We start from the raw sequence: 26,398 nt of genomic DNA, 5'->3' as shown, positions 1-26,398 counted from the left end.
CGCATCCTGCGCCTTTTTTATTGCAGATTTAAATGTTTTGAAGTCAGTTTTAAAATAAAAAGTATATTTATCTTGTTCATAACTATTTATAAAAATTTACTTTTACTATTAATTAATAGTTAATTGTCCAAGACAAAAATATCACTTTCAGGTATAAATAGATTTTTTCGTCCAGTGGTTTTGACGAATATATTTTTTTAAAGAGGGTAAATAATGAATAAGCAAAATAAATTGCTAGTTGCAATCGGAGCATTTCTTTTAACCACAGGCGCCTATGCGGCTGAGTGCACTCAACCTGTTGCCACGGTTTTGGTGAATGATTTAACCTGTAAGGCTGCGGGTTGTCAAAATGCAACTGGCGCAGTGAACAATCCAATGTCGGGTCTGGCACAGCTTGCACAAATGGCCTCGGGGGAATCTTCAAATACTTTTCCGGGTGCAGAAAAAAGCTTATCCAGTCTGTTAACTTCCCGTCTACAGGCAACTGGCTGCTTTGATATTCAAGACCGTGAAGCACTGGAGACCTTAAAATCTGAAATGGCGCTGGCTGGAAAAACCTTAAAATTGACACCTGCGAAATATGTGATTACTGGTGCTGTGACTTCTATTGCGGTAAGCACCAAGAAGAAAGATATTGCTGGTGGTTATATTCCTAACTTTGTTCCAGTTTTAGGTAGTATGAAACAAACCAGTAAATCGGCTGATCTAAGTCTGGACATTAAAATTCTAGATGTTGAAAACGGTCGAGTTTTAGGTTCACAAACCTTCTCGGATAATGGCCAGAATCGTAGTTATGGGGTGAGTTTTAATGACCTTGCCGGTGCGGGTGGTGCTGTAGGTATTAAAGGAACAGCACTGGAGCCACTGGTGTCAAACGTGTTGGAGCAAGTCGCAGAGTTTTCTACCCAGAAGATTGTCGCGGCAAAAAAATAAGCTTTTAGACGCATGGCTGAGCATGAACTGAAAATGTTTATAGCAGAGCTATTGTTAGAAAGACTTTCGAATAAATCCAGCCTATTTTGTGATGAAGAGGCTGGATTTTTTTCCTCTAATCGACATATGATGATTGAATAAAGATGAACCATTTTACAATCTATAATAAGAAGAACAGCTATGTCACAATTTCAAAAGAAAGTTTATATCGTTCATGGTGATCAGGCATCTCCTAATGATCATTGGTTTCCATGGCTGGGCCAGCAAATCCAGCATTCAGGTCATGTGGCAAGACGACTGATCTTACCTGATGCCAATACCCCAAATTTTCAAAACTGGCAACATGCTTTAGGGTTGCAAATGCCACAATTAGATCAAGACAGTATTGTTGTGGCACATAGTCTAGGCTGCTTGGCCAGTCTACATTTTCTCACCAAGGCGCTCAGTGAAAAACAGATTAAAGGGCTGATTCTGGTGGCCGGTTTTAAGGATAAATTAACCGCATTACCAGAATTGGACGGTTTTATTCGGCAGGCCAAATTGGACATGGCCATTTTGCAAAAACAGATTGCGACCCGGGTTTTATTTTTTTCCTGTGATGATCCTTATGTGTCCCCGCCTAAAGCTGTGCTATTGGGGCATTACATTAATGCTCAAATGCAGGAAGTGAATCATGCCGGGCATTTTATGCGTAGTGATGGTTTTGAGGAATGTAAAGAGGTGTGGGATGTGCTGCATCCCTTATTAGTGCATTGATTATCTATGTAAAAATTAGAACATCATCTAACAAATTGCAGAGGAAAATCTCTGCAATTTACTTTATCTGAGCAACTCAGTTTATAAAATAACTAACAATTCAATCATCAGATTGCGCCTGAATGTATTGCACACTCAAATGGCTAAAACAGATGGAAAAATAACAATGGCTCAAGTGATGGTGATACATGGTTATACCGCCAGCCCGGAAGAAAACTGGTATCCGTGGTTTCAACAGCTTGCGGATCAAGAGTATTTTAGTTTGAAAATCTTGCGTCTGGATCCTTCACCGCGTCCCAAGTTATCCGTGTGGGAATCACAAATCACAGGACAGGCGGGGCATCTGGATGAAAACAGTATTGTGATTGCACATAGCTTGGGTTGTATTGCGGCACTGCATTATTTATCCCGGCAGTTAAAAACACAGCCTATACGACAACTGGTTTTGATTGCCGGTTTTAATGGCCGTTTAGGACGCTTGGATGAGGTTAATCCTTTTATTGATGCAGCCCGAATAGATTTTGAATTGCTCAAACGTCAGATTCAGCATCGGGTGGTGATTTATTCAGAAGGGGATAATCATGTGCTGCCCAAGTTCAGTATTGAACAGGCTAAAAGTCTGGATGCCGAACTAGTTGCAGCCCGGCATCAGGGGCATTTTATTGATTCTGAAGGCTGTACCGAATTGCCTGAAGTCTGGCAGGTGATCCAGCCTTATCTGATTCGCTAAATCCTATACTTTAAAATCAGGCTTCAGCCAAAGAATAAATGTAATTTTGCAGACCTTTGAGCAGCAGATCAGGCTCAATCACAGGCTGATACTGTGCAAGATATTTGGCAAATAAGGGGGCATCGCCGCCAGTTAAAATCAGCTGGCTCGGATACTTGTTTAATACCTTTTCTATGGTACTGACCAGACTGAGTAGAATGCCATGATGCACTGCATCAATGGTATTGCGGCCCGGGGTGAGCTCATCAAAGGAGGCATCCGGAATTTTAATACCTTTGGTATTTTGAATCAGGGAATCGCGCTGCAAATACAGGTTTGGCAAAATATAACCGCCTAAATGCTGTAAACCATCCGTTAAATCGATGGTCAGCGCCGTACCACAACTGATCACACAGTATTTTTGCTCAGGATTGTTGACCACAGCGAGCATTTGCAGCCAACGGTCAATCCCGAACTTGCTGGTATCTTCATAGGCGCAGCGTAAGCCTTTATATTCAGCATGCACTTTGGCAAAAGTCACTGGTACATTTAAAAACTTGAGAATTTTCTGGATGCGCTCATTGTTTTTTTTGTCCTGAACCGAAGACACACCCACCTGATTCAGCTCTAAACCTTTAAAATGCTGAATCAGACCGAGCAGCAGTTCGGCAGGCGATTGCAAATGCAGTTCAGCTGCATGTTCAATCACCTGATGATTCTCGGTAATCCAGTATTTAAGACGGGTATTGCCTATATCCAGCCATAGATTCTTCATGGTATTTCTCTACGCAGATGCGGCTAAAAGACGCAAGCGGCCCTGATAAAACTGTTGCACACCTTCAGGGGTTTCAATGCGAACCGAACCGTCATCCTGAATGCCTGCAAAGATCCCCGAGCATAGCCCTGAATGATGTTCAAATTCAACGGCTTGATTTTTAAAAGCAGCATAGTGATTAAAACGTGCTGCCAGATTATGACAATCATGATCAAACCATGCGCTGGCTTGTTGAATGGCCATATACAATTCCGCAATCAGCTGAATACGGGAAATATCCTGTAATCCTAATTCACGGAGTGAGGTGGCATGCTGGTCAATCTGTTCTTTGGGAATTGGTGCCAGATTGAGACCAACTCCGACAATCACCTGATGGGTAGAAATCGGTTCGACCAGAATGCCGCCCCATTTACCCTGACGGCTATACAGGTCATTCGGCCATTTCACTTGCAAATCTAGATCTTGCAAACTCGGCATTTGCAGAATATTTAATGCAATTTCAAGTGCAAGCCGCCCGTCAATAGCTGTTCGGGTATTCAGCAATGTGCTTAAATAGATGTTGCCTTCAGGGGATACCCACTGTCGTTGACGCTGTCCACGACCTTGAGTTTGCCGGGTACTACAGACCAGAATGCTCTGCACACCTTTGAGCGCAATTTCACGCACATCATCATTGGTTGAGGTGGTGACCGGTTTGAGTATCAACACTTCAGGAAGCTGATGCGCATCATCGAGGATTTTTTGCAGTTGTCGGGTCTCTAAATCCATTTAAATCTAAGCAATAGTGGAATGTGAATAATGGAGTTAATCATATATTTATTGATTGGTGCAATGGCGGGTTTTGCTGCCGGGCTGTTTGGGGTTGGTGGCGGTCTGATTATTGTCCCGATTCTGTATATCGTATTTACCCAGTTACATTATGATCCTGCAGTGATTATGCATCTGGCTGTGGGGACTTCTTTGGCCACTATTATTGTCACTTCCATCAGTTCAGTGAGCGCACATCATAAAAGAGGCGCGGTGATGTGGAATGTGTTTCGTAATCTGGCGCCCGGTCTGGCATTAGGGGCTTTTTTAGGGGCGGGTGTGGCGGACTATATGTCCGGTCAAGGCTTACAGCTGGTGATTGGCTTCTTTGCGGTCTGGGTGGCCTATACCATGTTTAATGGTGCCAGCAAGCCAGTGAATCCTGAGCATCATCTACCGTCCAAAGGCATGCAAATTCTGGCGGGTGCGGGCATTGGGGTGGCCTCAGCGATTTTTGGTATTGGTGGGGGCAGTCTGACGGTGCCGTATCTAAGCCGTCATGGCGTGGTGATTCAGAAAGCGGTGGCAACTTCAGCTGCAGGTGGATTACCGATTGCAATTGCTGGTGCTTTAGGTTTTATGTGGTTTGGTTCCAATACGGAAGCTGAAATACCGCATAGTATTGGCTATGTGCATATTTATGCCTTTATTGGGATTAGTATCATGAGCTTTATGACTGCCAAATTAGGCGCTAAAGTCGCGCATAAATTATCGCCAGCCATGCTGAAAAGATGCTTTGCCTGTCTATTGTCAGTCGTGGGGATATATTTTATTTATCAAGGTTTTTCCACCTATTTTTAATGTTTACCAAGCCATTCAAAATGTATGAAACAGGGGTGAGCTGGTACCGCTATTCACGCCAGCGCCTGTTGCATCCGGTAGTTACACCAAATACCAGCCAGTAGAAATCAATAGTATTTCATAATTAAAATGAATCACTTATGATGGAAGAGAGAGCAGGATACACAATTCCCTAAAACAGGGTGATTTTATCCGGTTCGCTTATCAAAAATGAGATTGGCCTTACCGACTTAAAAACTGTCTGACAATGTCATTCTTTTTGCAGTTAAAATTAAGTAAAAAAGCAAGTAACAGTCAGATGTATCTACAAGCTTTTGATTGTATCTTATAAAAACAAGATAGGAACAGTATGCAAGAACAAGAAAAGGACAGTTTGTCCGAACAGATTGCCAAGCATATTAGTGAGCAGATCATTCGCGGTGAACTGGTCGAAGGTGAACGCATTCAGGAATTGCGGATTTCATCTGAGCTGGATGTCAGCCGTGGTTCGGTGCGTGAAGCGCTGCTGTTGCTGGAACGTACCCAGCTGATCGAAATTTACCCCCGCCGTGGTGCCATTGTCTCGGAAATGTCGGCCCAGCAGGTACGGGCCTTGTTTGAGATGTGTGCCTTGCTGACCGGGCAGATTGTGCACCGGATGGCAGAAACCTGGCGTAGCCATGAAGCAGAACGGATTCAGGCTTTATTGGAGCAATTGCATGAAGAAACGCGTCAGGGACATACCGAAAAATTCTATGACTTAATCTTTCAGGGTTTGGCTCGCCAGCATGAAATGGTGGGTAATCCTTACTTGATGAAGGTTTATCAAGAGCTGTTACCTTCACTGCGCCGCAGCTATTTTTTAACCTTGAATATCTCCCGTCGCGAGCTTCAGGAATCATTTGAATTATTTAAATTGGTGACTGATGCTGTTTTGATCCGAAAATCACAACAAGCTACTTTATTTATGGATGATTTTTGTCGACACTTGCGTAACCTTGTGTTGGAATCACTAACACGGATGAAACAAATCGAACTTGCATGGGCAAGACGTTCACGACGTTGATCAGGACATTATGCGTTTAAGCAGCTTAAAACTTTCCGGCTTCAAATCTTTTGCCGATAGTACGACTTTACATTTCAAGGCGAATCGTACCGCTGTGGTTGGACCCAATGGTTGTGGTAAATCGAATGTGATTGATGCCATACGTTGGGTCATGGGGGAATCCAGTGCGCGCCAGCTGCGTGGTGGCAGCATGCAGGACGTGATTTTTACCGGCACGGCAAAACGTAAACCGGTGGGCGTGGCCAGTGTCGAACTGCGTTTTGACAATACCTATGGCAAGCTGGGTGGCGCTTATAATGCCTATAATGAACTGGCGGTACGTCGTCAGGTCAATCGCGATGGCAAATCCGAATATTTTTTGAATGGCACCAAATGTCGTCGTCGTGACATTACTGATATTTTCCTGGGCACCGGTCTAGGTCCACGTTCATACGCGATTATTGAACAGGGCATGATCAACCGTCTGGTGGATGCCAAACCTGAAGAAATGCGGGTGTTTATTGAAGAAGCAGCCGGCGTTTCACGTTATCAGGCACGGCGCCGTGAAACCATGCTGCACTTGGACCACACTACGCAAAATTTATCGCGTTTGGAAGATATTGCCTCTGAGCTGAAATCGCAGCTGAAAACCCTGAAACGTCAGGCGGAAACTGCAATTCAGTATAAAGAACTGGAAACCCAGATTCGCACCATTAAAATTGAAGTGCTGTCTTTCCAGTGTGAGCAAAGCAGTCGCTTGCAGCAAGAATATACAGTGCAAATGAACGATTTGGGCGATCACTTCAAGTTGGTGCGTTCCGAATTGACCACTTTGGAACATGATTTGACCGCCACCAGCGAGTTGTTTCAACGCCTGATTCAACAGTCCACACCGCTGCAAACCGAATGGCAGCAGGCCGAAAAGAAACTGGCTGAACTGAAAATGACGCTGGAACAAAAACAGTCCTTGTTCCAGCAAAATACCGCGACTTTGGCCCAGCTTGAACAGCAAAAGGCGCAGACCAAAGAGCGTATGCAACTGATTGAACTGCAACTGGAAAGTTTGCAGGAACAAAATGAAGTTCAGAGTGAACAACTACAACAACAAGAAAGCAATAATCAGCAAAAAAGTCAGGGTCTCACAGACTTAAAAGCGCAGCAACAGCAAGTTTTGCAGCAGTTTGAACAAGTCAAAACTCAGGTGGAAAAACAGCAGCAGCAAAAGATGCAGATGCTGGCACAGAGTGAACAGTTGGCGAAAAATATTTTGCGCATTGAACAGCAAAAGCAAACCCTGCAACAGCAAGCTGCGCAGATTCAAAATCAAAGTCAGCTGGATGCCATGGAACAGCTGATGCAGACCAAGCAAGAGGCTTTGGGTCAGCAGTTGCAACGCGAGCAAAGCATTATTGATGTCCAGTTGCAGTTAGATGATTTGCAGATCCAGTATCAGTCCCAGCAAAGCACACTGAATCAGCTGAATGCGGAAATTCAGGTTTTACAGGCTGAACAAAAACATTTAAATCAGTTGCTGGTCAAAGTCAGTTCACAAAGCAAGCCCGACCAACCGCAGCTGATGCAGGTCTTGACGCTTCGTGATGAAGCCAAAAGTCATGCAGCATTGATCGAGAAATTTCTGGCCAAATGGCTGTCGGCACATTGGCTGGAATCGGCCAGTGACTTTGCTGACAGTGTGGCTCGCCAATTGACTGCTCAGGTCGCGGCCGAATCGATACAGTTGTCGGGTTGTCCAAGTCTGGCCAGCTGGATTGAATCGCCGCAGTCTTCATTGTGGCAAAATGTTGCCGTAGCCACTGATTTGCAGCAGGCATTGTCGCTGCAAAGCCAGTTGAAAGCCGGGCAGTCGGTGTTAAGTCTGGACGGTTATCATGTCGGGGCAGACTGGGTGATTGGCCTATACTATGACGAAGCCAGCCAAGCCGGTCAGGGGGCGCTGAGCCATCGTATCCGTCTGGATGAAATCGAACAGTTACTGGTTGATAAGCAAGCCGAGCACAGTCAGTTACAGACCCAGGTTGCAGAGCTACGCACTCAGGTGCAAACCGTCGATGAGCAGCTGAAAACCGATCAGCAACTACTACGTAAAGAGATTCAGGCGACCCAGCAAATCGAGCTCAATATCACCAAAGTTCAAACCGCCCAACAGGCCTTTGAGCTACAAAAGCAACAGCTGGCACATCAACTGGCACAACTGGATGAGCAGCTTGAAGAAGATGCCATGCAAAAAGACGATCTGGAGATTGATCTGCATGCCTTGAATCTCAAGCTGGAGCAAAACCTGCCGAACTATAAAACCATGCAGTTTCAGGTGGATGCATTAACCGAGCAGCTGGATGACAGCCAGCAACAGGCGCAGCAGGTGCAGCAGGAACTGGAATTGGTGCGTCGCCAATCGGTACAGACCACACAACAAATTGAACTGTTAGACAAAGACAGCAGCTTCCTGAAAGCACAGTACCAGCAGATTCTGTCGCAAATGGAGCAGGCGAAAAAGTTTATTGATCCGGTCCAACTCGAGTTACCGGCTTTAGAATCACAGTTTGGCGAACAGGCTCAGATCACGGAAAAACTGCAAAAAACCTGGTCGGAATGGCAAGTTGAACTGAATAATATTCAGCAAAAACAGCAAAGCCTAACCGAGCAGCGCCATCAACATCAGCAGCAAGATGAAAAGCTGCGTACCCAGCTGGAAGAAAAACGTCTGGCCTGGCAAGCGGCTAAGTCCGATCTGCAGCATTATTCTGAGCAGCTGAAAGAAATGAATAGTGAAGCGCTTACCGGGCTGAATATTGATGTGGCAAGCCATCAGCACAGCCTGGAAAAAGCCCAGCAGCAGTTTGAAAAACTCGGTGCGGTCAATCTGGCAGCTTCAGAAGAATATGAAGAAGTCTCGAAACGCTTTGAAGAGCTGAGCCATCAGATTCAAGACCTGGAAAAAACGGTCGAGCAGTTGCAAGCGGCCATGAAGAGTATTGATCAGGAAACCCGCAAATTGTTTATGAATACCTTTGATCAGGTGAATCATGAACTGCAGGAGCTGTTCCCTAAAGTATTTAATGGTGGGGAAGCGAGTTTAAGCCTTGAAGATGACTGGCAATCGGGTGTAAAACTAATGGCCAGACCACCGGGTAAACGTAACAGTTCCTTGGCACTACTTTCTGGTGGTGAAAAAGCATTAACAGCATTGGCATTGGTGTTTGCCATCTTCCGTTTAAATCCGGCGCCGTTCTGTGTTCTGGATGAAGTTGATGCACCATTGGATGATGCAAACGTGGGTCGGTTTTGTAATTTGGTAAAAGAACTTTCTGAACAAGTGCAATTCATTTACATTACCCATAATAAAGTTGCAATGACGATGGCAACCGATTTATTAGGTGTTACTATGCCGGAACCGGGCACCTCAAAATTAGTCACTGTCGATTTGGAACAGGCAAAAGAATACGGTTTAGTTGCGGAGTCATAATATGGAAGCCACCACGATTGTTGGTATCGTTATCGCCGTTATCATTATGTTATTCGGTTTAAGATTATTATTTAAAAAACCTGCAAATGCAGCGCCTTCACTCGATTCGGAACTGCATGTAAATACTGACAGCCAGCAACCGGTAATTCCTCGCCATGTTCGTGATCAATTACACAGTGCCAAAGAAGCTGAAAATGCAGAACGTGTTGAACCGAGTCTAGCTGAAGTGAAGGCTGAACCAGCAGAGCTGAAAGCAGAAACTGCGGCAACTAATGCGGTTCAAGCAACTGAAATCCCGGCAGCAATTGTGTCGACTGAACAGGTTGAAGTTAAAGCAGCAGCTCAACCAGCAGATTCAGCGCCCAAAGCTGAACAGGCTGAAGATAAAGATGAGGCTGAACTTAATCTTGGTCACATTGAAAAAGCTGAAATTTCAGAGTTTGAAGATGAGAGTAGCATTCTGGATGAGCACCTGCATGAACAGCAACGTGTGGATGAAGAAAGTGCTTTATCGACCGCGGCCGAGTTTATTGCCCTAAATATTTATCCAGAACGTCGCGTGCTTTCAGGTGAAAAAACCTTAAAAGTCTTGTTGAAATATGGTCTGCGTTTTGGCGAAATGGCCTGTTTCCATCGTTATAGTGAAGATGGCAGCAAATTGTTATTTTCAGTGTTACAAATTACCGATGAAGGGGCGGCTGGTTTTGATCTGGAAACCTTGTCGACTGAGCAAGTGAAAGGTTTGGCTTTCTTCCTGGCATTGCCACATAGTGATGTACAAAATGCTTTTGATACCATGGACAGCATTTCACGCCTGATTGCCCGTGAAGTTGACGGTACTGTGTATGATCAGAACAATCAGGAATTTACACCGCAATTACGTGAGCAATGGCGTCATTTCGCGATTGATTATCGTGCAGGGCAAGCTGCAGAAGTTTAATTTGAAACTGACCAACTCGATTTCTATAATAGCGAGTAGATCAAATATGTGTGAAGGGCGGAACTAGACCGCCCTTTTTTATGGTGTAGATATGACCGAAAATTCAGCTATCAAAGCGCAAATGCGTCAATTGATTCAAATTTTAGCCAAGCATAATCATGCGTATTATGTGATGGATCAACCCAGCATTGAAGATAGTGAATATGATCAACTCTTTCATCAGCTTAAAGCTTTAGAAGCGCAATATCCAGAATGGGTACAGTCCGATACGCCGACCAACAAAGTCGGAGGAAAGGCTCTCTCCAAATTTGAGAGTATTACTCATGTGGTGCCGATGTTGTCTTTGGGCAATGTCTTTAATCAGGAAGAACTGTTTGCCTTTGCCCGCCGTGTAGAAGAGCGTTTGCCAAATCAGAAAATCCAATATGATGTGGAATTGAAATTCGATGGTCTGGCTATTTCACTGTGGTATGAACACGGTGTGTTGGTACGTGGGGTTACCCGGGGTGATGGGGAAACGGGTGAAGTGATTACTCAAAATGTCAAAACTATCCGTAATTTGCCGAAAGTACTTTCCTCTGCTCAGGCATCGGTTCCAGCTCTGTTAGAAGTGCGTGGTGAAGTATTAATGCCCAAAGCGGGCTTTGAAAAGCTGAATGCCGAAAACGAAGCCAAAGGTGAAAAGACTTTTGCCAATCCGCGTAATGCCGCGGCGGGCAGTCTGCGTCAGCTCGATCCGAACATTGCCGCATCCCGTCCTTTGGCCTTTTATGCCTATGGTATTGCCCAGTGCGAGCCACATCATGGTCAAAGCACCATGTCGGCCAGTCTGGAATGGCTGACGCAGTTTGGTTTTGCCGTGGGTGAACGTCATTTTATTTGTGACAATATTCAGGACGTGCAAAAGGCCTATGAACAAATCAATGTAGAACGTCCAGATCTGGATGTTGAAATTGATGGTATGGTCATTAAAGTCGATAGCTTGAAACAGCAACAACAGCTGGGCTTTTTAAGCCGTGAACCGCGTTGGGCAACTGCTTATAAGTTTCCTGCAGTCGCGGCTTTAACTACAGTGGAAAATATTGACTGGCAAGTAGGACGTACCGGAACCTTAACCCCGGTTGCACGTTTAAACCCTGTGGCTGTTGGTGGGGTGACCGTATCCAATGTCACCTTGCATAATATTGGGGAAATTCACCGCCTGGATGTCCGGATTGGTGATACCGTCAGTGTATACCGCAGCGGTGACGTCATTCCCAAAGTGGAAAAAGTCTGGCCTGAATTCCGCCCGGATGATCTGGTTGAAGTGCATTTACCAGAGAACTGTCCAGTCTGTGATTCCCCAGTGGTGATGCCGGAAGGTGAAGCCTTGGCACGCTGTTCAGGTGGGTTGTATTGTGCAGCGCAGCGTATTGAAGCCATTCGCCACTTTGTTTCGCGTAAAGCCATGGATATTGAAGGTCTGGGTGATCGCTGGGTGGAATCCTTATTGCACCTCGACTTGCTGAAAAATGTGGCAGATATTTACTGCTTGCATGAGCATCGTGAGCAGCTCTTAACCATTGATAAAATGGGTGAAAAGTCGGTACAAAACCTGTTCGATGCCATTGAAAACAGTAAAAAAACCACACTGGCTGCTTTTATTTATGCCTTGGGTATTCGTGGCGTGGGAGAAACCACGGCACGCATGCTGGCCAATACTTTCCAGACCTTTGAAGCCCTTCAACAGGCCGATATTGAAGCCTTGAAGAAAACTCCGGATGTGGGCGATATTACCGCGGAATGGATTATCGATTTCTTTCAGGCACCGCATAATCTGGAAGTGGTGAACCGTTTACTCGAAGCCGGCATTCACTGGGATGCACCGATTGCACCGACGCGTCAGCCGCTCAATGGCGAAAGCTGGGTGATTACCGGAACCTTAAGTCAGATGGGCCGAGATGAAGCTACCCAAATGTTACAAGCGCTGGGTGCACGAGTCAGTGGCAGTGTTTCAAGCAAGACCAAATGTGTGGTTGCAGGTGAAAAAGCCGGTTCTAAACTGGAAAAAGCGGAAAAACTGGGTGTACCTGTTATGAACGAAACTGACTTCTTAAGCCTGATGGCTGAATATGGTCAAGTGCAGGCTTAATTAAAAAAAAGTGATATTTAAACCATATCCATGCCCGTGGATATGGTTTTTTTAATATAAAAATCAATAAGTCTAATCGGAAAGATTGTTATTTTTATTTTTAATATAAAGTGAATATTACATTAAAATTTACAATAATTAATGAGAATCATTGTACATATAATAACTATTCTTATTTATAAACTTCTGAAATTTTTACTTATGCATGCTTTTTCAAAAAAAATATTAGGCAATTCTATTTCTCTTATTATGTTGGGTGGGGTGGCGACTCAGCTGGTGCAGGCAAATACCGCGCTGCCAACTATTACCCTTCAGGCGGAAGCGGATACGGCCAGCTATGCCGCGGGTAAATTGGCTCAAAATACTCAGCTGGGAGCTCTGGGGAATCAAAAAATTATTGATACGCCTTTTAGTGTCGTAGCTTATACCGAAAAACTGATTGAAGAGCAGCAGGCATCAACAGTGGCTCAGGTGTTAAAAAATGATGCCAGTATTCGTATGACCACCAATCAGGGCCATTTATACGAAAACTTCCAGATTCGTGGTTTTGGTGTGCATGGGGATGAAATTGCACTGAATGGCTTATATGGTATGGCACCAGTCAGTCGTGCTCCTGCAGAAATGTTGGGTGGAGTCACTGTTTTAAAAGGTCCAAATGCTCTGGTTGCAGGTATGGCACCTAATGGTGGGGTGGGTGGTGTGATCAACATTACGCCTAAACGTGCAGATGACGATTTAACCCGAATCACCAGTACTTTTGAAGATCAGAGTTATTATCAAAGTCATCTGGATATATCACGTCGCTTTGGTACGCAAAAACAATTCGGGGTTCGTAGCAATCTGGTCTATGGTCAGGGCGAGCGTAATATGGATGGCGAAGAAGATAAAAAAGCTTTGGGTTCAATTGCTGCAGATTACACCACGGATAAATTACAGTTGAACCTTGATGCTTATGCACTTAAGGAAAATCGTGCAGATGGTTCACCAGCCATGGTTGCCTTCACTAAAATGAGTACCCCGAAAGTATTAAAAGCGCCAGAAGGGGGCTTGAATCACTTTAATAATCTGGATACGCAAATCGACAGTAAATTTGTTGGTTTAAATGCGAAATATGCATTGAATCAGAACTGGAATATCTTTGGTGGTTTGGGATATGCAGATAAGACCTATGACGGTTTCGTATTTGGTACACGAATGATTGTAAAAAATACAAATGGTGATGCCGATAGCCAAACCTTCAACCAGTATTCAAATTTTAAAAATACTACTGCCAATCTGGGGACAGATTACAAGTTAGACACGGGTGAAGTCGACCATCAGATAGGACTACGTGCTGACTATTTGAAAGTTAAATCGAATCAGCACAAACCTGCGACTACACTTCCTTTTGCCACAAATTTGTATCAGTCTTCTAAAGATGCTGTCATGTCGGCAGAACCAGTGATTGCACCGAATAATAACAACACATTTATCAGTTATACCCTGACAGACCAAATGTCGATGCTGGATGACAAGTTGCAGTTAATTTTGGGTCTACGCTATCAGGATATGGATATAAACACCAGTTCATCGTCCTATTCAGAAAATGCATTATCTCCAAGTATTGGGGTCGTGGTTAAACCCTTTGGTGACAACGTTTCATTCTACGCCAACTATGTAGAAGGTCTGTCACAGGGAGATACAGTAAGCAATGAAAAAGATGTGAACTGGAACCAGACCTTTGCGCCTTTTATTGCCAAACAATATGAAATGGGTACAAAAATTCAAACCGGTTCATGGCTAAACACATTTGCACTTTATCAGATTGAAAAAGAAAGCAGTATGACAGAGGCTTTTAAACAGCCAGATGCAAATGGACATACCCAAATCACGACTGGTGGAGCTGAAACCCGAAGCCGTGGAGTGGAGTGGTCATTCTCTGGTGAACTGCTACAAGGATTAAATGTCTTGGGCAACATGGCATATATCGATTCTGAATATGTCAAAGCTGTGAAAAACCAAGGGAACGAAATGTATGGCCTGCCTGATTTAACAGCTACTCTGGGAGTGGACTATAAGCTGCCTGTACTGGAAGGCTTGAATGTGAATGCACGAGTGAACTATGTAGGTAAACAGTATTTGAATGCTACTAATACTTTGGAACTGCCTGATTTTACGACTATTGACTTAGGTGCTCGTTATAAAACCAGTTTAGCTGGAGTGGATACAACTTTCGTATTTAATATTGATAACATTGCCAATACTAAATATTGGGAAGGTGTATTTCAGGATGGATACGCTATTGTGGGTGCGGATCGGAGCTACAAATTTGGTGTAAGTTTTGATTTTTAATTAAAGAAATGGTTTAAACAAGAACCATTTGTAATCGTTACAAATCTTAAAAATATACTTTTACCGTTTAAATAAGCCTTTGTGCAATTGTTCTAATTCTGCAAAGGTTTATTTTTTATATGGAAAATTTGCTTATTTAAACTGCAAATGCGTATGTTTCTCATTTTAATTTTATAAAAATCATGGGTTTACATATTTTTTGTTTTGCATTGGTCGTTGCTTTTGTCCATAATGTTAGCAAAAGGGTATGGAGTATTGGAAATGCGTGGCAATCCAGAAGTCGTAGACTATCTAAATATGTTGATCGGTGGCGAACTGGCTGCTCGTGATCAATACCTGATTCATTCTCGTATGTATGAAGATTGGGGTTTAACCAAGATTTTTGAACGTATTGATCATGAAATGCAGGAAGAAGCATCTCATGCCGATTCCATCATCCGCCGTGTGCTGTTCCTGGAAGGTACACCCAATATGAACCGCGATGATATTGTGACCGGTGAAGATGTGGTGACCTGCTTAAAGGCAGATTTGGCACTTGAGTACCATGTGCGTGAAAAATTGGCGCAAGGCGTAAAACTGTGCGAAGAGAAAGGGGATTATGTGACCCGAGATATGCTTCGTCAGCAAATGTCAGATACTGAAGAAGACCATACTTACTGGTTGGAAAAACAGATCCGTCTGATTGAATTAATTGGTTTGCAAAACTATATTCAATCGCAAATGTAAAATTTACATTTTCACTGCTAAATGCTTGATGAAAATGTAAGTGAATTGCATAGCGTGAAAAGCCTCTGGATAAATGTCTGGAGGCTTTTTTAATCCCGCCGTTATTTTCTGTTCAGCTTTTGAATATCTGCTAACACTTGAGCTGCATGGGTTTGCGTATTGACACTGCTGTAATGGTAAACAATCGTGCCTTGTGGATCTATCAAAAAACTTTCCCGTTTGGCGATTTTAGTAATGCCTAAGTTACGCACAATGCCGAATTGATTCGCCAGCTGATGATTGCTGTCGGCGAGGATGGGAAAAGGTAAGCCTAATTTTGCTGAAAACTTTTGGTGAGATTTGACATCATCCAGACTCACACCCAGCACTACAGCATTATTTTTAATAAATTGAGGATACAGGCTTTTGAACTGATTGGCTTCCTGGGTGCAGCCGGGTGAATTATCTTTGGGGTAAAAATAGAGTACCACCCATTTGCCTTGATACTGTTTCAACTCATGCCATTTTGCATTTTGATCCTGCAATTTAAATACAGGTGCGGGCTTGCCTACCCATTGCTTTTGATCATGGTTTTGAGAGCTGAGGATGGCACTTTCGGCATGCGTGGTAACAGTAAAAGAGCTGAGTAATGAAATGGCTATTAAGCTGATCTGTAGCGATTTTAAAATTTTCATGGCGCGACTTTTATAATTAGAATCTGTATTGATCTTAGCAAATTTATTGCTGGGATAGTGTCGTGGATGTTTGCAATTATTTCAAATCTTCTTAAGATTAAAAATCTTTAAAAATAAATAATATGAGTGACTATGGACGTTGGAGCAGTATTAATTCAGCTGAAACCCGAGACTAAAGACAATGTAGAATCCTGGCAAAAAGAATTAAACATGCGTCAAGCTGAAGCACTTGAGACTTTAAAGGCTGAAGGTGTTTTTGTGGAATCGTGGTTTCATGTGGAATTGGCAGGTGTAGATTATTTAATCGCGTATATGCGTGCGCAAGATATTGCCAGAGCACAGGAAATTGGCAGACAGAGCCAGTTTCCAATTGATCAAATGCATAAGCAGTTTAAAGGCAATTGGGCAAAAGTAATTCCTGCGCAGTTATTGGTGGATTTGGAAAATCTTGATCACCCTTGACCAGCGGCGACATGCAGGTCGCCCACCTCGATGGCAGATTGTGTGTGAATGTTGAAATGCCACTGCTTGAATTGAAAGAGACGTTTTATACTGTCTCAATGATTTAGTTTTCTTAGAGTTTACATTGAACCAACGTATTTTACTTATCACAGGATGGGGCGGCGGAACCAAACTGCTGCACCCATTAAAACAGGCTTTAGTAGCGCAAGGACATGATGTTGAACTTTGCAACATCTTTAATGCTTTGGATGAACAGGCTTTACAACAGAAGGTGGAACTGGCTCGGCAGTTCGATGTGATTGTCGGTTGGTCTTTGGGTGGACAGTTGGCCACACTATTGGTTGATCAAATTCAAAAACAGCATGGACTGGAAAAAGTATTAATCACTTTGGGTTCCAATCCCTGTTTTGTGGCCAATGAAACATGGCCTACTGCAATGGATCAGCAGACCTTTCAGCAGTTTAAACAATCCTTTGAACAGGATGCGGTTGCCACGCTGAAAAAGTTTGGCTATATGGTGTGTCAGGGCACTGAAACCACCAAAGCCGACTTTATTACTTTGCAAAGTTTAATTCAGGCACAGAATTTAGAGACCCTTCGTGAAGGATTAAATTGTCTGGAACAGTTAAATAATGTTGATATCTTGAAAAACTATTCGGGTCATCAATATCATGTCTTTGCAAAACAGGATTTTTTAGTTAGTTACAAAGTTCAAAGAAATTTTCAAAAATTCAATGCAAAGTTTTTAGAAACAGAGCTGGTCAGCGGGTCACACGGCTTCCCTTTATTTGAGGCTGAACTGATAACTGGCAAAATCTGCCATTTTTTACAGAAAATAGAACAAACAACCGGATAACTGGTTTATCTCGCAATTTATTTTTGCTTCAAGCAGGTTTAAGATCATGAAAATTGATTTTCAAGCATCTGCATGGAGTAAGGGATGACCGAATTAACTGATCTGGAATTTGATCTGGCGCATATCTGGCATCCCTATACCTCTATGACCCAACCATTGCCGACCTTTAAGGTGAAACAGGCTTCTGGTGCCATGATCGAACTGGAAGATGGCCGGCAACTGATTGATGGCATGTCGTCCTGGTGGTGCGCCATTCATGGCTATAACCATCCTGAACTGAACCAGGCTGTTCAAGATCAATTACAAAAAATGTCGCACATCATGTTTGGTGGTCTGACCCATGATCCTGCAATAGAACTGGGAAAATTATTATTAAAAATTACCCCGCCTAGTCTGGATAAAATTTTCTATGCGGACTCCGGCTCCGTCGCGGTAGAAGTGGCCTTGAAGATGGCTGTACAATTTTGGACTGCACAGGGTCAGAGTCAGAAAACCAATTTTGTCACGCCACGATCCGGCTACCATGGAGATACCTGGAATGCCATGTCGGTTTGCGATCCGGTGACCGGGATGCATCAGATTTTTGGTTCCAGTCTGCCGAATCGTTTCTTTGTCGCAGCCCCACAAATTGGCTTTGATGATGAATGGAATCAAGCCGATATTGCAGAACTGGAACAAGTATTAAAGCTGCATCATTCCACTATTGCCGCTTTAATTCTGGAACCGATTGTGCAAGGTGCGGGTGGGATGCGTTTTTATCATCCTGAATATTTACGTCAGGCCAAATTGCTGTGTGAACAATATGATGTGCTGCTAATTTTTGATGAAATTGCTACCGGGTTTGGACGCACCGGCAAGCTGTTTGCCTGGGAATGGGCAGGCGTTGAGCCAGATATTATGTGCATAGGTAAGGGTTTGACCGGTGGCTATATGACGCTTTCGGCGACCCTCACCAGCAAGCACGTGGCTGAAACCATTAGCCGCGGCGAGGCAGGGGTATTCATGCATGGCCCAACCTTTATGGCCAATCCACTGGCCTGTGCTGTGGCCTTAAAAAGCACCGAAGTGTTATTGGCACAGGATTGGCAAGCCAATATTCAGCGCATCGAAAAACAGTTACAGCATCATTTACAAGCTTTGTCAGCGTTGGATTATGTCAAGGATGTGCGGGTATTGGGTGCGATTGGGGTGGTTGAATTGAACTTCAATGTGGATATGAAAACCCTGCAACAACAGTTTGTACAACGCGGCATCTGGATTCGTCCTTTTGGGAAATTGGTGTATGTGATGCCACCTTATGTGATTAGCGAACAACAACTAAATACCTTGCTGGAGCAATTGGTCAGTGTCGTTGAGCAGATGCAAGAGGTGTCTGCATGAACCTGTTAAATGATTACGCAATGAAACTGGATGCTTTAAAACAGCAAGGCAATTTACGTCAGTTTAGTACCAATATTCAGCAAGGTAGGATGATCGACATTCACGGTCAGCAGATGTTGAATTTATCATCCAATGACTATTTGGGGCTGGCTGCAGACTTAACTTTGCGTGAACAGTTTTTTGATGAAAGGCCAAATGCGCTACGTAGAATGAGTTCATCTTCTTCACGCTTATTGACCGGAAATTTTCCAGAATATGAGCAGCTGGAAGCCCATTTAAGTCAGGCTTTTCATGGCCGTGCAGCGCTGCTGTTTAATAGTGGCTATCACATGAATATCGGGATTCTGCCGGCCTTAAGTGACAGTAAAACTTTAATTTTGGCGGATAAATTGGTTCATGCCAGCATGATTGATGGTATCCGTTTATCAACAGCGAAATATGTGCGTTATCGCCACAATGATCTGAATCATCTGTCGCAACTTTTACATAAATATCATACTGATGAAGCCTTTGATCGCATTATTGTGGTGACGGAATCGATTTTCAGTATGGATGGTGATGAAACTGATCTGGCTGAACTGGTTCGAATTAAACAGCAGTTTGCTAAAGTCATGCTCTATGTTGATGAAGCGCATGCGATTGGTGTGCGTGGCGAGCAGGGTCTAGGCTGCGCAGAACAGTATGATGTCATTGATGATATTGATCTGCTGGTCGGGACTTTTGGCAAGGCTTTGGCATCGGTCGGGGGCTATCTGATTTGTCATCCTATCATCCGTGAATATCTGATCAATTCAATGCGTCCACTGATTTTTAGTACTGCGCAGCCGCCGATCTGTATGGCGTGGACTGATTTTATTTTCCAGAAAGTTTTAAGTTTAAATAGCCAGCGGCAACATTTAAATCGAGTCAGTCAGCAATTGCAGAAAGCCGTCAAAAATCAAGGTTTTGATTGTCCTTCGACCTCGCATATTGTCCCGGTGATTATTGGCGAATCGCAAAAAACTGTGGAAAAAGCTAAGCAGCTGCAACATGCTGGCTTTTATATCATGCCGGTGCGTCCGCCGACCGTGCCAAAACACAGTTCAAGATTACGGATTTCGCTCACCTCTCAAGTTAACGCAACTGATATCGATCAGCTTGTGGCTTTGCTGTGAGTGGTCATCTTGAATATTAATAAATCTCAGGTTGCCCAACGTTTTGAAAAAGCCGGGCAAAGCTATACAGCGCAAGCTGTGGTACAGAAACAGATTTGCCAGCATCTCATGCAATTAATGCAACAATATTTGCCGCAAACTTGCTTGGATCAGGTTTTTGAAATTGGCTGTGGATCGGGAAATTTAAGCCAGTTATTGCTGCACAATTTTGACATCCATAGACTGTTTTTGAATGATCTTTATCCGCAAGTGCAACAGCATTTTCAGCCCGATTCACGCTTTGAATGGCAGATTGGCGATATTGAACAGCTCGACTTTCCACACTCTTTGAACCTGATTGCCTCCAGTTCGGCCTTGCAATGGATTTGTGATATCGATGCAATTTTCAAAAAATGTGCTCAAGCCTTAACCTCGGCAGGATATTTGTGTTTCTCCACGTTTGGTCAGCAAAATTTAAAAGAAATTAAAGCTTTGACCGGGCAAGGGCTGGATTATCTCTCTATGTCATCCATTCAGGATAAGCTGATTCAGCAAGGCTTTGAAATTCTGCATCTTGAACAAAACATTGAAACTTTAAGTTTTGCACTTCCTAAAGCTGTGCTGCAGCATTTAAAGGCGACCGGTGTGACAGCTACGGCGTCACAATATCGCTGGACTAAACAGTCTTTACAGCAGTTTTATCAGGATTATCAGCAGTTTTCTGAGCTTGATCAGACTGGTCAGCGTCAGTATCCGCTGAGTTATCATCCCATTTATTGCATTGCACGGAGCAAGTCATGACAGCACCCGTTTATTTTATCAGTGGTATCGATACCGGCATTGGCAAGACTTTTACCACAGGTTATCTGGCCAAGTTATGGAGCGGGCAAGGTAAAAAAACCATTACCCAGAAGCTGGTTCAAACCGGAAATACCGATATTTCTGAAGATATTGAACAGCATCGTGAAATTATGCAGATGGGCTGGTTTCCAGAAGATGCGACTAAACTCACCATGCCGGAAATTTTTACTTATCCGGCGTCACCGCATTTAGCCACGAAAATTGATGGCAGGGAGATTGATTTTCAGAAAATTGCAGATGCGACCCGACAACTGACCGAGAACTATGAAGTCGTGTTGCTGGAAGGTGCAGGTGGTTTAATGGTGCCTTTAACCACAGAACTGTTAACCATTGATTATATTGCACAGCAACAACTGCCGGTGATTTTGGTCAGTTCAGGGCGTTTAGGCAGTATTAATCATACGATTTTAAGTCTGGAGGCTTTAAAAAGTAGAGGTCTTGAGTTGTATGCCTTGGCCTATAATTTAAATGATGAATCACAAGATGAACTGATTTCCAAAGACACGGCAGCATATCTTAAAAACTATTTGGCAAAGCATTTCCCGAGTGCCGAGTGGATTGATATTCCTGTTTTATCCTAACTCTGTTTAAGTTTTAACTCGCATTAAGTTAAGGGTAATAAGGAATAAAAAAAACCGCTCAGATGAGCGGTTTTTTAATACAAATTTTTAAGCATTAAAACTTCTTGAAGCTTTTGTTGCCAAATGGTTTGCGCGGTGCATTTTCATCGCGAGCATCACGTTGACCATAGGTGCCTTTGTTGCCAAAGTTGTCCGGGCGGCTGTCACGTTGTGCATAACTTGAGTTTTGGCGTTGTTCACGTTGACCATAAGTGTTGCCATCCTGACGACGTTCACCGCGTTGGGCAAAACCGTTGCCATTATTGCCATCACGACGTTCACGTTGGGCGTAATTATTGGCGTTGCTGCTATTATTGTCACGACGTTGGGCAAAACCATTCTGGTTTTCACGACGATCACGCTGCGCATAGGCCATTGGGTTTTGGTTTTCACCTTCTTCACTGTCACGACGTTGCTGACGTAAATAACCGCCGCGACGTGCAGCCATTGGTTTTTCTTGCATACGTTCAGTACGGCGTTTAGCCATACCGAATAGACCTGTACCTTGGCGTGGTTTAAGTTCAACCAGTTTGGTCAAATTGTCGATGTCGGCTTTATCCAGCTCCATCCAGCGACCAGTACGCAGTTCACGCGGCAAAATAACCGTGCCATAGCGGGTACGTAACAAGCGGCTAACTTTCAAGCCTTGTGATTCAAAAATACGACGAACTTCGCGGTTACGACCTTCTTTTACCACCACTTGATACCAACGGTTAATCCCGTCACCACCAATTTCAGAGAATGATTCAAATTTTGCCGGACCATCATCTAAAACAACACCCTGAAGCATGTTGTTTTTGATTTGTGGAGTTACTTCACCCATCACACGAACGGCATATTCACGTTCAATTTCGTTTGAAGGGTGCATCAGGCGATTGGCCAATTCACCATCGTTGGTGAACAGTAACAGACCAGTCGAGTTAATATCCAGACGACCCACCATCACCCAGCGATCATTGGCGATTGCCGGAAGCTGTTCAAATACCGTTGGACGTTGTTCAGGATCATTGCGTGAGCAAATTTCACCTTCTGGTTTGTAATAAATCAGAACACGACGACGAATTTCGTCTTCAATCTGAAATTGGACTTTACGACCATCGATGCGAAGCTCATCTGTTGGTTCAATGCGTTCACCCACTTGGGCAACACGTCCATTGATACTGACACGGCCAGCGGCAATGACTTCTTCCATATAACGGCGAGAACCCAAACCAACGCGTGCAAGCACCTTTTGTAATTTTTCACTCATGACAGCATAACCTTAGAAATTATCATCAACAGTTCACCTATCTATGACTTCGGTGCGTGAGCATCGAGCGCCATAAAAGCTTCCTTGGCATCCTGCAGGGGAGGCAATTGACCTAAAGACTCCAGGCCAAAAGCGTTTAAAAATTGTGGCGTTGTAACTAACAACGCGGGTCTTCCCGGTAGCTCTCTGAAACCGGATTCTTTAATCCAGTTCCAGTCAAACAATGATCGGAGTATTTGACTATTGTTTGATACGCCACGAATCTGCTCAATATCTGCTCGTGTTACTGGTTGATGATAAGCAATGACAGCAAGCGTTTCGAGCATGGTTGGCGATAAGCGAGTTGGTCGCTCAGGCCAAACTTGGGTAATGATATTGCGATATTTAGCACGAACCTGAAAACGGAAACCTTGTGCTGTTTCCACCAGTTCGATCGACCTGCCATGTTGTAGCATGGAAAGTTGTTGTAAGCATTGACGCAATTCTTGTTTAGTATATTGATTTTGGAACGCTTCTTTCAAACGTGCAAGCGAAACTGCAGTTTCACTGGCAAAAATAATCGCTTCCAGTTGCATCAATACTTCATGTAAATTTTCTTCTTTCGATACCGGAGTGCTTTGTTGTTCAATCATGCTTTCACTCCCTGAATTGAAAGTGGAGCTTCAACACCTGAAGTCACAATCTGAATACGTTGTTGACGGGTCAATTCTAAAACAGCCATGAATGTAACCACAACGCCCATGCGCCCTTGAATTGGGCGTAACAGGGCTGCAAACTCTAAAACTTCACCAGAGGCAATCTTGCTTTCAATAAAAGCAATCCGTTCTTCCAGTAAAACAGGTTCTTGCTGAATTTGATGGGTGATCGGTTCTGGTCGGTTAAACACACAAAACAGGGCATCCTGCAAAAGGCTGACATCATAGCCTTCGTTGTTCTGAACTATATCTCCCAGACTGACATTGGTCGGGAAGGTATCACGTTCCAGAACAGGCATTTGTCCTAAGCGTTCAGCCGCCTGTTTCACTCTTAAGTAAGTTTCAAGCCGGTCAATCAGTTCTTGTTTTGGATCTTTTTCAATCAGTACAGCGGAGCTTGGCTTTGGTAATAGCAGTCGCGATTTTAGATCTGCCAATAATGCGGCCATCACCATATAGTCTGCGGTCAGCTCAATATTGAGCGACTTCATGGCATCCATATACGACAGATACTGAGCGGCAATTGGCGCAATATCCAGCTGTAATAAGTCAAAACCGCTTTTTTGAATCAGGTAAATTAGAAAGTCGAGTGGTCCTTCGAAATGCTCTAGTAGAATTTCAAATGCAGCAGGAGGAATGTATAAATCCTCTGGAATCGTATCTTGCCACTCATCCATAACACGGATGTGTGAAGTTTGCTCCATAGGATTATGGACGGATTGATTCATTGCAGTTATTGGCCACGCGAATTTTCAAAGGCATGAAAATGCAATTTCGGATCAGCTTTCAGAGTGGATAAGTATGATGAGAAAAAGCATAGATTTAATCTGCGTAGTCTAAAGGAAAATGCGCTCTAAATAAATTACCAAAACGAACAAAAAATAAAAAAACCTAAAATAAATAGGGATTATCAATTTTTAGCAGGGAAATATTCGCCATTTCATGTTCCGAGTCATCTTTTTGTAGAGTAAAAGCCAATTTTTATGCACTATATGTCACAAAAAAAAGAGAACTCACGAATGCCACATTATCAAAAAAGACAAGAAAATGAATATGGACAGCCGATTGGCTTTGATATTGCGACACCGCAAGCACAGGTGCCTCAGCAGGATCTCAATGGGTCAACAGTCTGTTTGCGACAGCTTACTTCCAGTAATTTAACCCAGACTCGATTGGAACAGCTCTGGCAGGTTATACAGACAGAAGTCGACCATCAATGCTGGACCTATCTAACTTATGATGCTCCACAAAGCTTGCAACAGCTACAACAGTTTCTAAACTCACAGTTTAATTTTGCAAATGCTGTGCATTATTTAATAGAGCTTAACCAGCATATTGTGGGGTGGGTCGCTTTTTTGAATATTCGACCTGAGCATCAAGCCATCGAAATTGGCAATGTCTATTTTTCTCATGCTATGAAGCGCTCAACAGCTGCTACAGAAACCATCTATTTATTGCTTCAGGAAGCGTGCTCTCTTGGCTATCGCAGGGTGGAATGGAAATGTGATGAGTTAAATGTACCCTCTAAGCAGGCAGCACTTCGATATGGGTTTCAGTTTGAGGGAGTCTTTAGGCAAGATCGTATTTATAAACAGCGTAATCGTAATACAGCCTGGTTTTCTATATTAGATGAAGAATGGAGTGTTTTGAAATACGCTTATATGGCATGGTTGCATGCAGATAATTTTGATCAAGAGGGTAAACAGAAGCAGCGTTTAAAAGATTTGATGGTTCAATAAAAAAATCCTAAAAACAAAACTTTATCGTTGAATTAAGTTAAAAGTGTGATATTTTTTGCATAATAATAATTTTTTGATAAGTATAAGTAGGTTAGGGGATGAATTTAAAATTTGTGATAGCAGGGGTGCTCATCATTGCAGGCTTATTTGGGGGAACTGAGCTGTATTGGAAGCATAAGTTTCAACAGCAAGCACGTGATACCTTAAAAAATATTCATATGGATGATGCGATGCGCCAGCAAATTAAAAGTACTGGCTTACCTATAGAAGGGGATATTTTAAATCAGTATCCGAATATTATTACTTATATGCATTTGACAGAGTTTAATGGGAAACTGGTTCCAGATCCGATTAAAAACAATGTCAATCAGTTAGGTTGTTCAATTCTAGATAAATTAAAAGGTCAGGAACCGGATTTGGTCAAGGCCTATTTAACCGTCTATAAGGATGATCAGGTCACAGCAACTTATATTATTCAGAATAAATACAGACAAGAAATTTATCAGGCCAAGCAAAATCTGTCTCAATGTCCGAATTTTAATCAGATTATATAACTAAATAAAAGCAGATATTAAAAGATATGTGCAAGTTAGATGTTTCTGAATAAGTAGTAATTTTCACTCAAAAAAAGAAAGCAATATTTGATTTTTCCTGCATTCAGGAATGCAGGAAAAAGCACTTATTCAAAAGCGCTGATATCCCCAGCACCTCGACGAATCACTTCGGGATGATCGCCAGATAAATCGACAATACTGGTGGTACTTAAAGTACCCAGGCCACCATCTACAAATACATCAATCCGCTTACTTAATTCCATTTCAATATCATAAGGGTCATCTAGCGGATCTTCATGATTGGGAAGAATCAGGGTACTGGTTAATAGTGGTTCCCCCAGCTCTTTGAGCAGCATTTGACAGATTGGATTGCTCGGGATGCGTAGACCGATGGTTTTCTTTTTCGGATGCATGAGCCGGCGTGGTACTTCACTGGTCGCGGGCAAAATAAAGGTGGTGACTGCGGGAGTATTGTTTTTCAGTAGACGATACATGGCATTGTCCACTTTAGCGTAAGTGGCAATATCGGATAAGTCAGAGCAGATAATGGCATATTGATGTTTTGGACCTAGACCACGAATTTGCGAGATCCGTTCCATGGCATTTTTATTTCCAATCTGGCAGCCAATGGCATAAGCGGCATCTGTTGGATAAACCACGACATCCCCGGCACGAATACGTTCTACTGCCTGACTGATCAAACGCGGTTGTGGATTATCAGGATGTACTCTTAAATGCAGCATAGTTATTCGCTCCCG

General features: G+C 43.3%; 24 protein-coding genes and 1 pseudogene. 18 read left to right on the top strand and 7 right to left on the bottom strand.

Features of this window, described 5'->3' with window-relative positions; translation table 11 throughout:
* Window positions 1-213: 213 nt before the first annotated feature.
* The 3 genes from FB6_RS10085 (at window position 214) to FB6_RS10075 (ending at window position 2,419) form a co-directional block, all read left to right on the top strand.
* Window positions 214-933 carry a CsgG/HfaB family protein gene (locus FB6_RS10085; RefSeq protein ID WP_174559868.1) on the top strand — a complete coding sequence of 240 codons (720 nt, stop codon included), beginning with the start codon at window positions 214-216 and terminating at the stop codon, window positions 931-933.
* A gap of 180 nt (window positions 934-1,113) precedes the next feature.
* Entirely contained in the window at window positions 1,114-1,689 is a 576-nt protein-coding gene (locus tag FB6_RS10080) for an RBBP9/YdeN family alpha/beta hydrolase (RefSeq protein ID WP_174559867.1), read from the top strand.
* 166 nt (window positions 1,690-1,855) lie between these two features.
* Window positions 1,856-2,419: an RBBP9/YdeN family alpha/beta hydrolase gene (locus FB6_RS10075; RefSeq protein WP_174559905.1), complete on the top strand. Its 564-nt coding sequence runs from the start codon at window positions 1,856-1,858 to the stop codon at window positions 2,417-2,419.
* 16 nt (window positions 2,420-2,435) lie between these two features.
* On the opposite strand, the gene FB6_RS10070 is transcribed toward FB6_RS10075, so the two are convergent.
* Together FB6_RS10070 and FB6_RS10065 are read right to left on the bottom strand one after the other, a co-directional pair.
* Window positions 2,436-3,173: a type III pantothenate kinase gene (locus tag FB6_RS10070; protein ID WP_174559866.1), complete on the bottom strand. Its 738-nt coding sequence runs from the start codon at window positions 3,171-3,173 to the stop codon at window positions 2,436-2,438.
* 9 nt (window positions 3,174-3,182) lie between these two features.
* A complete protein-coding gene (locus FB6_RS10065; protein ID WP_174559865.1) occupies window positions 3,183-3,941 on the bottom strand; it encodes a biotin--[acetyl-CoA-carboxylase] ligase in 759 nt (252 codons plus the stop codon).
* 30 nt (window positions 3,942-3,971) lie between these two features.
* Between FB6_RS10065 and FB6_RS10060 the strand changes: the two genes are divergently transcribed.
* From FB6_RS10060 to ftn, 7 genes are all read left to right on the top strand, one after another.
* Window positions 3,972-4,781 carry a sulfite exporter TauE/SafE family protein gene (locus tag FB6_RS10060; RefSeq protein WP_174559864.1) on the top strand — a complete coding sequence of 270 codons (810 nt, stop codon included), beginning with the start codon at window positions 3,972-3,974 and terminating at the stop codon, window positions 4,779-4,781.
* Between the two features lie 349 nt (window positions 4,782-5,130).
* The gene (locus tag FB6_RS10055; protein WP_174559863.1) at window positions 5,131-5,826 is read left to right on the top strand and encodes a GntR family transcriptional regulator; all 696 of its coding nucleotides are present in this window, start codon (window positions 5,131-5,133) and stop codon (window positions 5,824-5,826) included.
* A 10-nt stretch (window positions 5,827-5,836) separates the two neighbouring features.
* Window positions 5,837-9,289 (top strand): chromosome segregation protein SMC, encoded by a 3,453-nt coding sequence (gene smc / locus FB6_RS10050; protein ID WP_174559904.1) that lies wholly within the window; start codon window positions 5,837-5,839, stop codon window positions 9,287-9,289.
* Between the two features lies 1 nt (window position 9,290).
* Entirely contained in the window at window positions 9,291-10,229 is a 939-nt protein-coding gene (locus FB6_RS10045) for a cell division protein ZipA C-terminal FtsZ-binding domain-containing protein (RefSeq protein ID WP_174559862.1), read from the top strand.
* A 91-nt stretch (window positions 10,230-10,320) separates the two neighbouring features.
* Window positions 10,321-12,360: an NAD-dependent DNA ligase LigA gene (gene ligA, locus FB6_RS10040; protein WP_174559861.1), complete on the top strand. Its 2,040-nt coding sequence runs from the start codon at window positions 10,321-10,323 to the stop codon at window positions 12,358-12,360.
* Window positions 12,361-12,561: 201 nt separating this feature from the next.
* Complete coding sequence (locus tag FB6_RS10035; RefSeq protein ID WP_174559860.1) at window positions 12,562-14,691, top strand: TonB-dependent receptor; 2,130 nt, start codon at window positions 12,562-12,564, stop codon at window positions 14,689-14,691.
* A gap of 261 nt (window positions 14,692-14,952) precedes the next feature.
* Complete coding sequence (gene ftn, locus FB6_RS10030; protein ID WP_174559859.1) at window positions 14,953-15,417, top strand: heteropolymeric bacterioferritin subunit Ftn; 465 nt, start codon at window positions 14,953-14,955, stop codon at window positions 15,415-15,417.
* Between the two features lie 101 nt (window positions 15,418-15,518).
* Here ftn and FB6_RS10025 read toward each other — a convergent pair whose 3' ends face one another.
* Complete coding sequence (locus tag FB6_RS10025) at window positions 15,519-16,091, bottom strand: peroxiredoxin (protein WP_174559858.1); 573 nt, start codon at window positions 16,089-16,091, stop codon at window positions 15,519-15,521.
* 132 nt (window positions 16,092-16,223) lie between these two features.
* On the opposite strand from FB6_RS10025, the gene FB6_RS10020 reads away from it, so the two are divergent.
* The 6 genes from FB6_RS10020 (at window position 16,224) to bioD (ending at window position 21,364) form a co-directional block, all read left to right on the top strand.
* A complete protein-coding gene (locus FB6_RS10020) occupies window positions 16,224-16,553 on the top strand; it encodes a DUF6176 family protein (protein WP_174559857.1) in 330 nt (109 codons plus the stop codon).
* Window positions 16,554-16,677: 124 nt separating this feature from the next.
* On the top strand, window positions 16,678-17,409 hold the full coding sequence (locus FB6_RS10015) for a YqiA/YcfP family alpha/beta fold hydrolase (RefSeq protein WP_174559856.1): 732 nt from the start codon (window positions 16,678-16,680) through the stop codon (window positions 17,407-17,409).
* A gap of 84 nt (window positions 17,410-17,493) precedes the next feature.
* Window positions 17,494-18,789: an adenosylmethionine--8-amino-7-oxononanoate transaminase gene (gene bioA, locus FB6_RS10010; RefSeq protein WP_174559855.1), complete on the top strand. Its 1,296-nt coding sequence runs from the start codon at window positions 17,494-17,496 to the stop codon at window positions 18,787-18,789.
* The gene (locus FB6_RS10005; RefSeq protein WP_174559854.1) at window positions 18,786-19,943 is read left to right on the top strand and encodes an 8-amino-7-oxononanoate synthase; all 1,158 of its coding nucleotides are present in this window, start codon (window positions 18,786-18,788) and stop codon (window positions 19,941-19,943) included. Before bioA ends, FB6_RS10005 begins: the two co-directional genes overlap by 4 nt.
* Complete coding sequence (gene bioC / locus FB6_RS10000; RefSeq protein ID WP_174559853.1) at window positions 19,944-20,723, top strand: malonyl-ACP O-methyltransferase BioC; 780 nt, start codon at window positions 19,944-19,946, stop codon at window positions 20,721-20,723. It begins immediately after the preceding gene.
* The gene (gene bioD / locus FB6_RS09995; RefSeq protein WP_174559852.1) at window positions 20,720-21,364 is read left to right on the top strand and encodes a dethiobiotin synthase; all 645 of its coding nucleotides are present in this window, start codon (window positions 20,720-20,722) and stop codon (window positions 21,362-21,364) included. The genes bioC and bioD overlap by 4 nt, the downstream gene beginning before the upstream one ends.
* Window positions 21,365-21,797: 433 nt before the next feature.
* On the opposite strand, the pseudogene rluB reads toward bioD, so the two are convergent.
* The 3 genes and pseudogenes from rluB to FB6_RS09980 form a co-directional block, all read right to left on the bottom strand.
* Window positions 21,798-22,652: pseudogene (rluB, locus tag FB6_RS09990) on the bottom strand (23S rRNA pseudouridine(2605) synthase RluB); the annotation flags it as partial.
* Window positions 22,653-22,693: 41 nt separating this feature from the next.
* Complete coding sequence (gene scpB, locus FB6_RS09985; RefSeq protein WP_174559850.1) at window positions 22,694-23,284, bottom strand: SMC-Scp complex subunit ScpB; 591 nt, start codon at window positions 23,282-23,284, stop codon at window positions 22,694-22,696.
* A complete protein-coding gene (locus FB6_RS09980; RefSeq protein WP_174559849.1) occupies window positions 23,281-24,075 on the bottom strand; it encodes a segregation and condensation protein A in 795 nt (264 codons plus the stop codon). Before FB6_RS09980 ends, scpB begins: the two co-directional genes overlap by 4 nt.
* Window positions 24,076-24,366: 291 nt before the next feature.
* Between FB6_RS09980 and FB6_RS09975 the strand changes: the two genes are divergently transcribed.
* Window positions 24,367-25,086 carry a GNAT family N-acetyltransferase gene (locus tag FB6_RS09975; protein WP_174559848.1) on the top strand — a complete coding sequence of 240 codons (720 nt, stop codon included), beginning with the start codon at window positions 24,367-24,369 and terminating at the stop codon, window positions 25,084-25,086.
* A 98-nt stretch (window positions 25,087-25,184) separates the two neighbouring features.
* Window positions 25,185-25,640 (top strand): hypothetical protein, encoded by a 456-nt coding sequence (locus FB6_RS09970; protein WP_174559847.1) that lies wholly within the window; start codon window positions 25,185-25,187, stop codon window positions 25,638-25,640.
* A 125-nt stretch (window positions 25,641-25,765) separates the two neighbouring features.
* Here FB6_RS09970 and FB6_RS09965 read toward each other — a convergent pair whose 3' ends face one another.
* Complete coding sequence (locus FB6_RS09965; RefSeq protein ID WP_174559846.1) at window positions 25,766-26,383, bottom strand: L-threonylcarbamoyladenylate synthase; 618 nt, start codon at window positions 26,381-26,383, stop codon at window positions 25,766-25,768.
* Window positions 26,384-26,398: the final 15 nt, after the last annotated feature.

The organism is Acinetobacter bouvetii (assembly GCF_902753875.1).
GTDB lineage: Bacteria > Pseudomonadota > Gammaproteobacteria > Pseudomonadales > Moraxellaceae > Acinetobacter > Acinetobacter bouvetii_A.
The sequence above is the reverse complement of the archived record's forward strand: the minus strand, read 5'-3'. Positions and strand labels throughout refer to the sequence as shown.

Coding starts and splice junctions, on each gene's coding strand:
- FB6_RS10075 (WP_174559905.1), top strand. CDS start 1,856: ATGGCTCAAGTGATGGTGATACATGGTTATACCGCCAGCCCGGAAGAA.
- FB6_RS09965 (WP_174559846.1), bottom strand. CDS start 26,383: ATGCTGCATTTAAGAGTACATCCTGATAATCCACAACCGCGTTTGATC.
- ftn (WP_174559859.1), top strand. CDS start 14,953: ATGCGTGGCAATCCAGAAGTCGTAGACTATCTAAATATGTTGATCGGT.
- FB6_RS10045 (WP_174559862.1), top strand. CDS start 9,291: ATGGAAGCCACCACGATTGTTGGTATCGTTATCGCCGTTATCATTATG.
- FB6_RS10060 (WP_174559864.1), top strand. CDS start 3,972: ATGGAGTTAATCATATATTTATTGATTGGTGCAATGGCGGGTTTTGCT.
- smc (WP_174559904.1), top strand. CDS start 5,837: ATGCGTTTAAGCAGCTTAAAACTTTCCGGCTTCAAATCTTTTGCCGAT.
- FB6_RS10085 (WP_174559868.1), top strand. CDS start 214: ATGAATAAGCAAAATAAATTGCTAGTTGCAATCGGAGCATTTCTTTTA.
- FB6_RS10035 (WP_174559860.1), top strand. CDS start 12,562: ATGCATGCTTTTTCAAAAAAAATATTAGGCAATTCTATTTCTCTTATT.
- FB6_RS10055 (WP_174559863.1), top strand. CDS start 5,131: ATGCAAGAACAAGAAAAGGACAGTTTGTCCGAACAGATTGCCAAGCAT.
- FB6_RS10080 (WP_174559867.1), top strand. CDS start 1,114: ATGTCACAATTTCAAAAGAAAGTTTATATCGTTCATGGTGATCAGGCA.
- ligA (WP_174559861.1), top strand. CDS start 10,321: ATGACCGAAAATTCAGCTATCAAAGCGCAAATGCGTCAATTGATTCAA.
- FB6_RS10025 (WP_174559858.1), bottom strand. CDS start 16,091: ATGAAAATTTTAAAATCGCTACAGATCAGCTTAATAGCCATTTCATTA.
- bioD (WP_174559852.1), top strand. CDS start 20,720: ATGACAGCACCCGTTTATTTTATCAGTGGTATCGATACCGGCATTGGC.
- FB6_RS10065 (WP_174559865.1), bottom strand. CDS start 3,941: ATGGATTTAGAGACCCGACAACTGCAAAAAATCCTCGATGATGCGCAT.
- bioA (WP_174559855.1), top strand. CDS start 17,494: ATGACCGAATTAACTGATCTGGAATTTGATCTGGCGCATATCTGGCAT.
- FB6_RS10020 (WP_174559857.1), top strand. CDS start 16,224: ATGGACGTTGGAGCAGTATTAATTCAGCTGAAACCCGAGACTAAAGAC.
- FB6_RS10070 (WP_174559866.1), bottom strand. CDS start 3,173: ATGAAGAATCTATGGCTGGATATAGGCAATACCCGTCTTAAATACTGG.
- scpB (WP_174559850.1), bottom strand. CDS start 23,284: ATGATTGAACAACAAAGCACTCCGGTATCGAAAGAAGAAAATTTACAT.
- FB6_RS09975 (WP_174559848.1), top strand. CDS start 24,367: ATGCCACATTATCAAAAAAGACAAGAAAATGAATATGGACAGCCGATT.
- FB6_RS09980 (WP_174559849.1), bottom strand. CDS start 24,075: ATGAATCAATCCGTCCATAATCCTATGGAGCAAACTTCACACATCCGT.
- FB6_RS09970 (WP_174559847.1), top strand. CDS start 25,185: ATGAATTTAAAATTTGTGATAGCAGGGGTGCTCATCATTGCAGGCTTA.
- FB6_RS10005 (WP_174559854.1), top strand. CDS start 18,786: ATGAACCTGTTAAATGATTACGCAATGAAACTGGATGCTTTAAAACAG.